Annotated in this window: 9 protein-coding genes and 1 pseudogene; 5 read left to right on the forward strand and 5 right to left on the reverse strand. The window is 74.3% G+C overall.

The features are described 5' to 3' along the window. Positions 1 to 41: 41 nt before the first annotated feature. The 3 genes from O7621_RS20695 to O7621_RS20705 are packed head-to-tail and all read right to left on the reverse strand — an operon-like array spanning position 42 to position 4,098. A complete protein-coding gene (locus tag O7621_RS20695; RefSeq protein ID WP_282230776.1) occupies positions 42 to 695 on the reverse strand; it encodes a hypothetical protein in 654 nt (217 codons plus the stop codon). Then, a complete protein-coding gene (locus tag O7621_RS20700) occupies positions 692 to 2,545 on the reverse strand; it encodes a dynamin family protein (RefSeq protein WP_282230777.1) in 1,854 nt (617 codons plus the stop codon). The genes O7621_RS20695 and O7621_RS20700 overlap by 4 nt, the downstream gene beginning before the upstream one ends. After that, positions 2,542 to 4,098: a dynamin family protein gene (locus tag O7621_RS20705; protein WP_282230778.1), complete on the reverse strand. Its 1,557-nt coding sequence runs from the start codon at positions 4,096 to 4,098 to the stop codon at positions 2,542 to 2,544. Before O7621_RS20705 ends, O7621_RS20700 begins: the two co-directional genes overlap by 4 nt. 211 nt (positions 4,099 to 4,309) lie before the next feature. Between O7621_RS20705 and O7621_RS20710 the strand changes: the two genes are divergently transcribed. Both O7621_RS20710 and O7621_RS20715 read left to right on the forward strand, forming a co-directional pair. Then, positions 4,310 to 6,934 carry a LuxR C-terminal-related transcriptional regulator gene (locus O7621_RS20710; RefSeq protein WP_282230779.1) on the forward strand — a complete coding sequence of 875 codons (2,625 nt, stop codon included), beginning with the start codon at positions 4,310 to 4,312 and terminating at the stop codon, positions 6,932 to 6,934. Beyond that, the gene (locus tag O7621_RS20715) at positions 6,931 to 7,455 is read left to right on the forward strand and encodes a LuxR family transcriptional regulator (RefSeq protein ID WP_282230780.1); all 525 of its coding nucleotides are present in this window, start codon (positions 6,931 to 6,933) and stop codon (positions 7,453 to 7,455) included. Before O7621_RS20710 ends, O7621_RS20715 begins: the two co-directional genes overlap by 4 nt. 121 nt (positions 7,456 to 7,576) lie before the next feature. On the opposite strand, the pseudogene O7621_RS20720 reads toward O7621_RS20715, so the two are convergent. Next, positions 7,577 to 8,350 (reverse strand): annotated as a pseudogene (locus O7621_RS20720) (lysophospholipid acyltransferase family protein); the annotation flags it as partial. A gap of 182 nt (positions 8,351 to 8,532) precedes the next feature. On the opposite strand from O7621_RS20720, the gene O7621_RS20725 reads away from it, so the two are divergent. Beyond that, a complete protein-coding gene (locus O7621_RS20725; protein ID WP_282230782.1) occupies positions 8,533 to 9,951 on the forward strand; it encodes a cytochrome ubiquinol oxidase subunit I in 1,419 nt (472 codons plus the stop codon). A gap of 22 nt (positions 9,952 to 9,973) precedes the next feature. After that, positions 9,974 to 10,972, forward strand: a complete 999-nt coding sequence (gene cydB / locus O7621_RS20730) for a cytochrome d ubiquinol oxidase subunit II (RefSeq protein WP_282230783.1) — start codon at positions 9,974 to 9,976, stop codon at positions 10,970 to 10,972. A 101-nt stretch (positions 10,973 to 11,073) separates the two neighbouring features. Here the strand turns inward: cydB and O7621_RS20735 are convergent, their stop codons facing one another. Next, the gene (locus O7621_RS20735) at positions 11,074 to 11,772 is read right to left on the reverse strand and encodes a hypothetical protein (protein WP_282230784.1); all 699 of its coding nucleotides are present in this window, start codon (positions 11,770 to 11,772) and stop codon (positions 11,074 to 11,076) included. 140 nt (positions 11,773 to 11,912) lie between these two features. On the opposite strand from O7621_RS20735, the gene O7621_RS20740 reads away from it, so the two are divergent. Continuing rightward, on the forward strand, positions 11,913 to 12,641 hold the full coding sequence (locus O7621_RS20740; protein WP_282230785.1) for an SDR family oxidoreductase: 729 nt from the start codon (positions 11,913 to 11,915) through the stop codon (positions 12,639 to 12,641). The last annotated feature ends 87 nt before the right edge of the window (positions 12,642 to 12,728 follow it).

Below are 12,728 nucleotides of genomic sequence, written 5' to 3' on the forward strand. Positions count from 1 at the left end.
CGGGCAGCTACCGGGCCGGGCGACACCCTGATCCCGCCTGGTCAGCTTCCGGAGGACCAGAACCGGGCCAGCGCGCTGGTCGCCGGGTCGTCGCTGCCCAGCAACACCGCCCACAGGTCACCGCCGACGGCGTCCACCCCCGCGTAGCCGGCCAGGTCGACCGGGTCGACCTGGCCGACGTGCGGCGACACAGCGCCGACCGGGCCGCCGTCGCCGAGCAGTTGCGGGTCCGCCCACGGCCAGCCGTCGACCGGCGTAGGCACCCCCGCCGGGTCCAGTAGCGGCGGGAACTCTGCCTCCGGCCACCCGTCGGCCCCCGCCGGCACGTCCGGGTCGACCCCGGGCGGCGGGTCCGCCGCCCCGAACCCCTGCTCGGCCGCCGGCTCCGCCCCGAACCCGGCGTCCACCGGCTCCGCCGGGTCCGCGCCGGACAGGTCATCGCCGTAGCCCAGCGCCGGCACCGCGTCACCCCCGCCGTACCCGCCGTCGCCGTACTTGCCGTCGGCGATGTCGCCGGTCAGGTCGTCGCCGGCCGGCGGGTCGGCCGCCCCGAACCCCTCCACCGGGTCGGCGGCGCCGAACCCCTCCACGGCCGGGCCGCCCGACCCGTCGTCGGCCGGACCACCCAGGTCGGCAGTGTCGGCGTCGTCACCGGTCGGATCATCCCCGGTCCAGTCACCGAACTCGCTGGTCATCGCGGCACCGCCTCCGCTGTCGGGGTCAACACCCGGGCCCGGGCCAGCACCTCGTCGACCTGCTTCACCCGCGCCCGGACGGCGTCGCGGCGGGCCTGCGCCGCCGACCGCCGCCGGGCCCGGTCCGCCTTGTCCCGCGCCAACGCCGCGTCGATGTCGGCGATGTGCGCGTCCAACTGCGCCAACCGCCGCTCCACGGCGTCGTCCAACGCCACCGTCAACGCGTACTGCAGGTCGGTGAACCGCTGCGCCAACTCGTCGGTCAACGCCGCCCGCGCCTCGCCGAGCACCTCCCGCAGCCACACCCGGGCCTGCTGCCGGTCGTTGGCGACCCGCCGCCGGAACAGGATGAACGCGCCGGCGGCCAACCCCAGACCGAGCCCGGCGACCGGGATCAGCAGCCCACCGCCGACCAGCGCGCCGGCACCCAACGCCGACGCGCCCGCCGCGACCCCCCGGCCGGCCATGAACGCCATCCCGCCGGCCGACAACGCCACCATCACGTTGTCACCGCCGCCGCCGTCGCGCCGCGGCCGGGTCGCCAACGCGTGCCGCAACGTGCCGTTGATCCGCTGCAGCACGAACTGCAGCTCGGCCGGCGCGAACACCTGCGCCAACGTCCGCTCGGCGACCTTGTGGAACCGGAACCGCAGGTCGTACGACAGCTGCAGCGACAACGCGTGCAACGCCCGGTCCACCTCGGCCGGCAGCGCTTTCAACGCCTCCCCGCGGGCCGCGTCGATCCGGGTCAGGAACTGCTCCTGCAAGCCGCCGACCGCGGTCCGCAGCCGGCCCGTCGCCTCCACCCGGGCCCGCTGCGTCTCCGTGTTCAACGCCAACGACCACTGCCGCGCCTCGGTCCGTTTCCGCGCCGCCAACCCGGCCCGGTCCCGTTTCACCCGCTCCACCTCCGCCGGATCCGGGTCACACGCGGCGACCCGCTCACCGGCGGCCAGATCCAGCCGGACCAGTTCACTGCGCACCGTCCGCAGCACGTTCGCCTGGGCCAGCAGATGCCCGTTGCCGGCCAACCCCACCAACGCGTGCTGCAGCGGCGCCACCCGCGACTCACCGACCAGCTCACCGGCGGCCTCCGCCGGCAGCGTCAACGCCAACTCGGCCAGCCGCGCCGACACCGGGAACCAGGCGGCCGACGCGAACCTCGGCGCGTGCGCCTGCAACTGCGCCCGGTTGTCAGCCAGGATCGTCCGCCACCCCGGATAGGCGTCGACCTTCGTCAACGCGAACACCACCACGTCGACCCGTTTGCTCGCCTCGATGAGAAAGTCCAGCTCCGGCCGGGTCAACGGCGTCGACGCGTCCACCACGAACAGCAGGGCCGCCGCCCGCGACACCGCGTCCAACGCGATCTCGGTGTGCGCCGGATCCAACCCGCCGGCACCCGGGGTGTCCACCAGCGTCAGATACTGCAGCAGCGGCGCCGGACAGGTCACCGCGATCCGTCGCGGCGGGCGCATCCCGTCCGGCAGCGCCGCCGCCACCGTCGCCCAGTCCGCCAACCGGTCCACCGGCACCGGCACCGGCTCGTCGCGGCCCGGCGCGAACGCCTGCGCCGACGTCGTCGCCCCATGACCGAACTCCAGGTACGCCGACGTCGCCACCGCCGCGTCCACCGGCGACAAACCTGTCACCCCGATCAACGCGTTCACCAGCGAACTCTTGCCCCGCTTCGTCTCACCGACGACCACCACCGACGGCCGGGTCACCTCCCGACGCCGCTGCGCGTCGATCTCCGCCGCCGCCTCCGCGTCGATGGTGCGGACGAACCCGAGACACGTGTCGACCGCCCCGGACAGCAGCGCACCCAACGCCGCCGGGCCGCCGCTCACCGCGACACCGCCCGCGCCTGCTGCGACAGCAGATGAAACCCACGGTGGGCGACCAACGCCACCCGCGACTGCGCCGGCGACGCCCCGGCGACCGCGAACACCCGCCACCGGGTCGCCGCCTCCACCGCCGCCGCCGACAACTCCTGCGCCGACGCCGCCGGCAACTCCAGCACCCAGCGCGGATCCGCCGACAACGCCAACCGGGTCAACTCCCGCTCCATCGGCTCCGGCAGCTCCACCGCGCCGGTCGTCACCTGCTGCGCCACCTCCAACAGCCGCAGCCGGTGGTACTCCGGCTGGTGCAGCAGCCGCTCCACCGCGTCCCGCAACAACTCCCGGTCACCCGGATGCGCCGTGTGGCTGGCCACCTTCTCCAGACACGACAACGCCCACCCGGCCTTGATCGCGTCGGTACGCCACCGGAACGCCTCGTCCAACGTGTGCCGCAGCCGCGCGAACCCCGACGCCGCGTACAACGCCCGTACCAGGTCCCCCGACGCCAACTGCGGCGACGCCTGCAGCTGCGCCACCGCGAACCCCACCCCGTACAGGTCCAGCAACGCCAGCAGCCGCTCACGCTGCTGACGCGGCACCGGAGCCTCCCGAGACACGAACAGGTCCACCGACGCCAGCAGCACCGCCCGCTGCGCCGCCGGCAACCCGGCCAACGCCCGCAGCGCCTCACAGTCGGCCGCCGTCAACCGGCCCGCCTCGGTCGTCTCCGCCAACAGCCCCACCATCGGCACCACATCGGACACCACCCGCCGCAGCACCCGGGTCTGGTCGGCCGACAGCGGCGCCGCCACCGGCCACGGATCCGCCCCACCGGCCACCAACTTGTCGACCTTGTTGAACAGGCCCACCGAGTTGATCGGACTGCTCGACAGCCACGCCGACACCGACCGGAACGCCTCCAACGCCCGCACGTCGTCGTCGCGTACCGCCTGGGTGAACACGTACACGATCGCCTCGGCCCCGGACACCGCGCCGACCGAGTCGTCGTCGATACCGGCGTCGAACGGCGCCGTGTCGTCGACGACCGGGCCGCCGCCCCCGGAGCCGGCCGGCGCGCCCGCCCCGGCGAACAGGAACCGCCGCGCCGACTCACTCACCCCGGCACTGGTCGACGACAACCCCGGCGTGTCGATCACCGTCAACCCCCGCAGCCGGTCACTGGTCAACGTGACGTCGACGAACGCGACCTGCGCCCGCGGCACCCCCAGCCGCTGCGGAATCACCCCCGTCGCGTCCAGCGGCAGGCTCACCCGGGCGCCGTCCCGGCGTACCACGTCCACCCGGTCGGCCGTGCCGTACCGGAACTGGGTCACCACCCGGGTGCACTCACCCACCTCGGTCGGCGCCACCCGCCGCCCGATCAACGCGTTCACCAGCGTCGACTTGCCGGCCTTCAACCGGCCGGCGATCGCCACCCGCAGCGGCTCGTCCAGCCGCCGCCGCACCCGCAGCACCTCACCGCCGGCGGCCGCGCTCACCCGGGGACCCACCTCGTCGCACAACGCGGCGACCCGGCCACTCAACGGGCCGGCGTTCACAGCCGACCCCCCGCCGCCCGGTCAACGGCGACGACGGGCATCCGACGGCGGCACACACTCATCTTGCTGGTCGTCCTCCCGACAGCACGGCACGCGGTGGTGCGCCCACCACCGGCATCCACCGTACGAATATCCTCACCGGCGCAGGATCCCATGTTCGTGCCAACCTCGCCCGGCGGGGCCACGAGCCGTAGCGGGGGGAGGAGGACAAGTGCGGCACCCAGCCGGCGGACACCCCGCCCGCACCCGACCCGACGGCACCACCGCCGGCGACAGCGTCCCCACCGGGACCGTCGCCGACGCCGTGGCAGCCGCCACGCAACGGCTGACCCGTCCCGGGATCGTCATACTGACCGGGCCACCCGGCTGCGGACGCAGCACCCTGCTGCGCCGCGTCGCCGCCGCCACCACCGGGCCCGTCCACACCGGCGGCGGCCTCGCCGCCCTCGGCCACGTCCCGGCGTTCCCCCTCAGCCACGCCCTGCGGGTACGGCTGCCCGGCCACGACACCGCGCTGCTCGCCGAAGCCGTCCGCTCCCGGGTCCGCCACGGCCTGCTCGTCCTCGACGACCTGCAGTGGGCCGACCCGGCGACCGTCGCCGCCCTGCCCGGCATCGCCCGGCACTGCCGGGTCGTCGTCGCCCTGCGCACCCCGCACCAGCTGCCCGGCACAGCCCTCGAGCCGCTGCGCGGCGACACCGGCCTCTGGCTGACGGTGCCGGCACCCGACCAGGACACCGTCGCCGACCTGATCCGCCGCACCGCACCCGTGCTCGACCCGGCTACCGTCGCCGCGGTGGCCCGCCACGCCGGCGGCAACCCGCTCGCCGCCACCGCACTGGCCCGCCACGCCGCCCGCACCGGCACCCCACCCACCGTCGGCGGCACCCCGGGCGGTGCCGAACTGGACCAGGTCGGCTACGCCGTCGCCGCCGCACTGGCCACCCTCACCCGCCCCGCCCGCACCGCCCTGGCCGCCCTCGGCCTGCTCGGCCACGGTGCCCCGGCGAGTCTGCTCGGCGACGGCGTCACCGCACTCACCGCCGCCGACCTGGTCCACACCGGCGACGACGGACTGGTCACCCCGACCTCGCCGTACCAGGCCGCCGTCGCCGCCGGTCTGCTCGACGACCCGGCCCGCCGAGCCCTGCACCGCCGCCTCGCCGACCTCGTCACCGACCCGCTGGCCGCCGCCCGGCACCTCGCCGCCGCCGGCGACACCACCGCCGCCTACCAGCGGGCGGTCACCGCCGCCGACACCGCCACCACCGGCGGTGCCCGCGCCGAGTTGCTGCTGTTCGCCAGCGCACAACCCGACGCCACCGAACCGGTCCGCCGCGCCGCCGCTTCGGCCGCGCTGACCGCCGGGCGGCCCCGCCGCGCCGCCGACCTGCTCACCGGCACCGCCCTGCCCACCCCGGACACCGCCGTGCTGCGCGCCGAGGCGCTGCTGCAGGCCGGCGACCCGACCGCCGCCCGCGCCGCCGCCGCGCCGGTGCCCGACGACGCCCCACCACCGGTGGTCGCCGCCCGCGACCGGGTCCTGCTGCTCGCCGACCTGGCCACCGACCCCACCTCCGCGGACGCCCGCGCCACCACGATCACCCGCCGGCACGGACCCGAACCGGCCCACCTGGGGCTGCGCGCCGCCCTCGCCGCCACCGCCGCCGCCGGCCGCCACCCCGGCTGGGAGTACGCCCTCGCCGGCACCGCAGCGGTCGCCGGCGCCGCCGGCGACCTGCTCACCGCCCGCTGGACCGCCTGGCATCTGGTGCAGACCCTCGCCGGCGACGGACGGCTCACCGAGGCCGCGCAGGCCGCGGTGGCGGCCGCCACCGCCTGCGCCGCCGACCTCGCCTACAGCTGGCAGGTCCGGTTCACCGCCGCCCGGCTGTGGTGCCTCGCCCTGCGCGGCGACCCGACCGGCCCGCCGCCGAGCCCGACCGCCGACGGCACCGGTCCAGCCGTCGGCCCCCCGCCCAGAGACGATGCCGGGCTGCCACCGGCGGTCGGCGACGACCTGCTGCGCGCCGCCGTCGACCTGACCGACCGCACCCTGCCGGCCGCCGCCCGCGACTACGCCGTCGCCGCCGCCGGCCTACTCGAAGCCGACGGCGGCCTGCTCGCCCCGGCCCGCGCCCGGCTCACCGGTGCCCCCGGCATCCCGAACACCACCACCGCCGTGCTGGACTGGGTGGCCAGGGAAGCCGCCTGGCTCGACGGCCAACCGGACCAGGCCGCCACCGGGGCGCCCCACGTCCCCGTACCGCCCCTGGTCGACGGGCTGCGGCGGATCACCGCCCACTGGGCCGCCCGCGACGGTGCCGGACCCGCCACCCCTGCGGACAGCATCCCGGCGGCGGCGCTGCCGGCGCCGGCCGCCGCCACCGTCACCGCGTGGACCGCCGGCGACCCACGGCAGTTCGCCCACGCCGCCGACACCTGGCGCGACGTCGCCGTCCGCGAGCAGGTCCGCTGTCTGCTCGCCCACGGCCTGCACGAACCCGACCCCGCTGGGGCCGTACCCGCCCTGCTCGCCGCCGAGTCCCTCGCCGAGCACGCCGGACTGGTCGTCCTGCTCGGCCGGGTCCGCCGCGCCCTGCGCCGGCACGCGGTACGCCGCGACGAACGCGGCCCCCGCAGTGGCGACCTGCTCACCGTGCGGGAACGCGACGTGCTGCGGCTGGTCGCCCGCGGCGAACCGACCCGCCGAATCGCCAACCAGCTCGGCATCTCCACCGAGACCGTGGAAACCCACGTCCGTGCCGGGATGCGTAAACTCGGTGCCCGTACCCGCACCGAGGCTGCGGCCCTGGCGATGGAGCCCGACCGATGAGCGACCCGCCGCGCTACGTCCTCGACAGCGCCCCCGACGCCACCACGGTGCTGCGCCGGCTGGCCCGCGACGGCTGGACCACCCGGGAGGGGTTCGCCGTCACCGACCCCACCTGGGACCTGACCACCGGAGGGCTCGCCCTGTACGGCCGGGTCCCGGACACCGACACCGTCGCCCTGGTGGTCCTCGCCGCCGCCCGGGGCGCCGCCGTCGTCGCCATCTGCGACCCGGCCGGTGACCTCGGCCGCGCCCTGCTCGACGACCTGTCCCGCCTCGGGCCGGTGCTGCGCCACGCCGAGGCCGAACCACCGGCCGCGGCGGCCACTGACACCCTCATACCCGAGCAGCGGGCCCTGCTGGAACGGCTCGCCAACGGCGAGACCATCGCCGCCGCCGCGGCGGCCGAGTTCCTGTCGCTGCGAACCGCGAACCGGCGCATCGCCCAGGCCCGCGCCGCCCTCGGGGTCCGCACCACCCGCGAAGCCGTCCTCGCCTACCTGCGGCAACGACCGGCACCCTGAGCCGGCGCGGGGGCGCTCACACCCGGTCGCGTCAGGTCGCGTCCGGCGCCGGGTCGGCCTGGTCGGCGTCGTCGTCGGCCAGCACGTCGGCGGTCGCCCCGTCCGGCACCACGTCACCCCGGCCGCGCCGGTGCCGCCGGCTCAGGTCCACCGGCCGGGTCGGGTCGACATGCCGGGGCATCGCCGGCTCGTCGGGCCGCAACCCGGACAGGGTGTCGGTGATCGCGTCCACGATCCGCACCGTCGCCCGCTGCGCGGCACCCGGGCGGGCCGGGTCGATCCCGGACAGGTCCACCGGCGGCCCGAACCGGACCGTGACCACCGGACGACGCAGCATCGACCGCAGCACCGCCCGGCCCAGGCCGCGGGGTGCCGCCCACGGCAGCACCGCGTGCGCCCCCCACTGCGCCACCGGCACCACCACCGCGCCGCTGGCCAACGCGAGCCGGGCGGTGCCGGTCTTGCCGCGCTCGGGCCACATCTGCGGGTCCAGCCCGATGCGCCCCTCCGGGTACACCAGGACCACCGAACCGTCGGCAACCGCACGCGCGGCCGACCCCAACGCCTCGGCGACCGTGCTGGTCCGCCGGTCCACCCGGATGTGCCCGGCCCAACGCATCACCGCGCCGACCAGCGGCGCCCGGAACAACCCGCCGGTGGCCAGCACCCGGGGCGCGACCCGCCGCACCCGGCAGGCGGCGGCCAGCACGACCGGGTCGAACGGGCTGATGTGGTTCGCGGCCAGGATCAGCGGGCCGTCGCGCACCTCGCCGGGAACGTCGCCGCTGACCCGTAGCCGGGCGACCAGCGCGACGACCAGCCGGGCGGTGACCTGCAGCGCCCGCCACAGCAGCGGGGCCCGCCAGCGGGGCGAGAGGGCGGCGGTGTCGTCCATCGACCGTCGATCGTCGCACAGCGGGGCGCGCCGGTGGGTCCCGCCGTGCGGGGACACCGGCGCGGGCGGGGGTGACGGCGGCCGGGTCCGACGTCCCGGGGGAGAGGGGACCTCCGACCCTGGCCGCCAGAACGACAGGTTGTAGTATGTACTACGCCTCGTAGTATCTAGATGGGGGAGCCGTGGACGCACTCGACATAGCCCGCTGGCAGTTCGGTGTCACCACCGTCTACCACTTCCTGTTCGTCCCACTCACCATCGGCCTCAGCCTCCTCGTCGCCATCCTGCAGACCGCCTGGCACCGCACCGGCGACGACCGCTACCTCAAACTCACCAAGTTCTACGGAAAACTCTTCCTCATCAACTTTGCCATGGGCATCGTCACCGGCATCGTGCAGGAATTCCAGTTCGGCATGAACTGGAGCGACTACTCCCGCTTCGTCGGCGACATCTTCGGCGTACCACTCGCCATCGAAGCCCTCCTCGCCTTCTTCCTCGAATCCACCTTCCTCGGACTCTGGATATTCGGCTGGGGGAGGCTCCCCAAGGCACTGCACCTCGCCACCATCTGGCTCGCCTCGTTCGGCAGCATCATCAGCGCCTGGTTCATCCTCGCCGCCAACTCCTGGATGCAGAACCCCGTCGGCTACCGCATCAACCCTGACACCGGCCGCGCCGAACTCACCGACTTCATCGCCGTACTCACCAACAAGGTCACCCTCATCACGTTCCCGCACACCCTCGCCGGCTGCTTCATGGTCGCCGGCGCCCTCGTCCTCGCCGTCGCCCTCTGGCACCTCGTCCGCCACCCCGACGGCCCCGACACCCCCGCCTTGCGCACCGCCACCAAACTCGGCGCCTGGACCACCATCCTCGCCACCGCCGCCGTCATCGGCACCGGCGACATCCAAGGCAAGATCATGACCCAGGTCCAGCCCATGAAGATGGCCGCCGCCGAAGCCCTCTACGCCACCGAAAGCCCCGCGGCCTTCTCCGTCGTCACCGTCGGCACCCTCGACGGCAGCCGCGAAATCTGGACCATCAAGATCCCCTACCTGCTGTCCTGGCTGTCCACCGGCGACCCCACCGGCGAAGTCCAGGGCATCAACGACCTGCAGGCCCAGTACGCCGCCCAGTACGGCCCCGGCAGCTACACCCCGATCATCCCCGTCACCTACTGGAGCTTCCGCTTCATGATCGGATTCGGCCTCGCCACCGCCGCCATCGCCCTCTGGGCCCTCTGGGCCACCCGCCGCGGCCGCACCCCCACCAGCCGCTGGCTGCTGCGCGCCAGCCTCACCCTGCCCGTCCTGCCCCTACTGGCCAACACCTTCGGCTGGATCTTCACCGAAACGGGCCGCCAACCCTGGATCGTCTTCGGCGAAATGCTCACCCGCGACGGCGTCAGCCGCAGCGTCTCCCTCACCGAAGTCGTCACCTCCTTCACCGCCTTCACCCTCATCTACGCCACCCTCGCCGTCATCGAAGTCAAACTCCTCATCCGCTACGCCCGAAACGGACTACCCGACCTCACCGACCCGCCACCACCGGACGACACCGACGACACCACCCCCGACCGGCCCCTCGCCGCCACCCACTGACACCACCAACCGGAGACCCCTCGTGGAACTCACCACCGTCTGGTTCGGGCTCATCGCCGTCCTGTTCACCGGATACTTCATCCTCGAAGGATTCGACTTCGGCGTCGGCGTCCTCGCCCGCCTCATCGGCCGCACCGAACCCGAACGACGCGCCGCGCTGAGCACCATCGGACCCGTCTGGGACGGCAACGAGGTCTGGCTCATCACCGCGGGCGGCGCCATGTTCGCCGCATTCCCCGAGTGGTACGCCACCCTGTTCTCCGGCTTCTACCTACCGCTGCTGCTCATCCTCATCGCCCTCATCCTGCGCGGCGTCGCCCTCGAATACCGCGACAAACGCCCCGAAACCCACTGGCGGACCCGCTGGGACAACACCATCCTCGCCGGCTCCGTCATCCCCGCCGCGCTCTGGGGCGTCGCCTTCGCCAACATCGTCGCCGGCGTACCACTGGACGCCGACCACGAATACACCGGCACCCTGCTCACCCTGCTCAATCCGTACGCCCTGCTCGGCGGCGCCACCACCACCGCGTTGTTCATCACCCACGGCGCCGTCTTCCTCGCCCTCAAAACCACCGACGACCTGCGCCACCGCGCCCGCCGCGTCGCCAGCTGGACCGGCCTGGCCGCCGTCGCCCTCGCCGGCACCTTCCTCGCCTGGACCCTCACCATCCGCGCCAACCCCACCGCCGTCGCCCTCGCCGTCGCCGCGGCGCTCGCCCTCGGCGCCGGGCTGGCCGCCAATCAGGTACGCCGCGAAGGATGGGCCTTCACCGGCACCGCCGCCGCCATCGGCCTCGCCGTCGCCGCCCTGTTCGCCACCCTGTTCCCGACCGTCCTGCCGTCCACCACCGACCCCGCCGGCACCCTCACCACCACCAACGCCGCGTCCACCCCCTACACCCTGACCATCATGACCTGGGTCGCCGCCGCGCTCACCCCCGTCGTCCTGCTCTACCAGGGCTGGACCTACTGGATCTTCCGCCGCCGCGTCAGCGTCACCGACCAGCCCAGCCACTGACCCGCGCCACGTCGACCCGTCGCTGGCGAAGCCGCCGCGCACCGTCGGTACCCGCTCGACACAGCAGATGGTCCGGCGGGTACCGACGGTGCGCGGCGACGTCAACCGACCTCCGGCAACTCCGCCAACCGTGCCTCCACCTCAGCCAGCTCCGCCCGCAACTTCTCCGCCTGCCGCTGCGCCTCGGCCCGCTCCGCCGCCAGGATCTGCTCCACAGCCTCATGGACACCCGGCACGTCCACCAACGCCACCATCTTCAACGCCTCGGCCGGCCGGACCACGTACGGCTTCGCCAACGCCTTCGCCCCCTGCGTCGCCGCCACCGTCCACTCGCCGTCGGTGTACGCCAACGTCACCGTCAACCCGGCCGGCGCCTTCGGCTTGGCGGCCTTCGCCGCCCGCCGCACCGGCTTCTCCGCACCTGCATCCACCGTGGACCCCTCCGTGTCCTCCCGACGCGCCACCGGCACCACCGGCGGCTCACCCAACTTGAACTCCGGCTCCGCCACCGGCTCCACCGGCTCCGGTTTCGGCTCCGCCCGCCGACCCGACGCGCCCCGCGGTGCCACCACCAGATCAGCGGGGGAGAACGGCAACTCGTCACGACCGAACCGCACCACCACCCACTCGTCGGACACCGCCGGGTCACCCAGACCCACCACCTGACCGACCTGACCGGCGATCTGCCCCGCCGACTCGGTGAACATCACCTTCGGCTTACGGCCGGCGGACACCGCCTCCCGGATCACCCCCAGCTCCTCTTCCGACAACCCACCCGCAACAGCACCCGCGGCAGCCATGACACCCTTTCCGTACACCTGTTTGAGTGCTGACCTTCCTATCAGCCGCCGCCGACACCGCCGACCGCGACCCCACCACCCGCGCTACCGTCACCGGCGGGCCCAGACCCGACACGGACAGCAGGGGAGAGGAGTACCGGATGACACCGGTCACCGTGGTCACCGGCGGCAGTCGGGGGATCGGAGCCGCGACCGTACGCCGACTCGCCGCCGCCGGACACGACCTCGTCATCGGCTACCGGACCGACGTCGGCGCCGCCGAAGCGGTCCGCGACGACATCGAGGCGCTCGGCCGCCGCGCCGTCACCGTCGCCGTCGACACCACCGACCCCGACACCGTGACCGCGCTGTTCGACACCGCCGCCGAACTCGGACCGGTCACCGGACTGGTCAACAACGCCGGCGTCACCAGCCGGATCGGCCCCTTCGTCGATCTCACCGTCGACGACCTGCGCCGGGTCGTCGACGTCAACCTCGTCGGCTACGTCCTGTGCGCCCAGCAGGCCGCCCGTCGGATGTCCGCCGGCAGCGCCATCGTCAACGTGTCGTCTGCCGCCGCCACCCTCGGCAGTCCCGGCGAGTACGTGCACTACGCCGCCGTCAAGGCCGCCACCGACACGTTGACCGTCGGCCTGGCCAAGGAACTCGGCCCGTGTGGCATCCGGGTCAACGGCGTGGCGCCGGGCACGGTCTGGACTGACATCCACGCCCTGTCCGGCGAACCGGACCGACCGGCCCGGGTGGCGCCGACCGTGCCGCTGCGCCGGGCGGGCCGACCCGAGGAGATCGCCGGCGCCGTCGCGTGGCTGCTCAGCGACGAGGCGTCGTACACCACCGGGACGGTGATCCGCGTCGCCGGCGGATTGTGAGTCGACGCGCCGTCGGGCGCCGGCACCGGGCAGGCGTGCGGGACGAACCCTGGGTCCGCGTCGCAGGACACGGCCACAGAACCTCTT

This window comes from Solwaraspora sp. WMMD937, from assembly GCF_029581175.1.
Taxonomy (GTDB): domain Bacteria; phylum Actinomycetota; class Actinomycetes; order Mycobacteriales; family Micromonosporaceae; genus Micromonospora_E.

Excerpts from the sequence above, each read along its gene's own strand:
- O7621_RS20695 (WP_282230776.1), bottom strand. The coding sequence starts at position 695 with ATGACCAGCGAGTTCGGTGACTGGACCGGGGATGATCCGACCGGTGAC.
- O7621_RS20715 (WP_282230780.1), top strand. The coding sequence starts at position 6,931 with ATGAGCGACCCGCCGCGCTACGTCCTCGACAGCGCCCCCGACGCCACC.
- O7621_RS20740 (WP_282230785.1), top strand. The coding sequence starts at position 11,913 with ATGACACCGGTCACCGTGGTCACCGGCGGCAGTCGGGGGATCGGAGCC.
- O7621_RS20735 (WP_282230784.1), bottom strand. The coding sequence starts at position 11,772 with ATGGCTGCCGCGGGTGCTGTTGCGGGTGGGTTGTCGGAAGAGGAGCTG.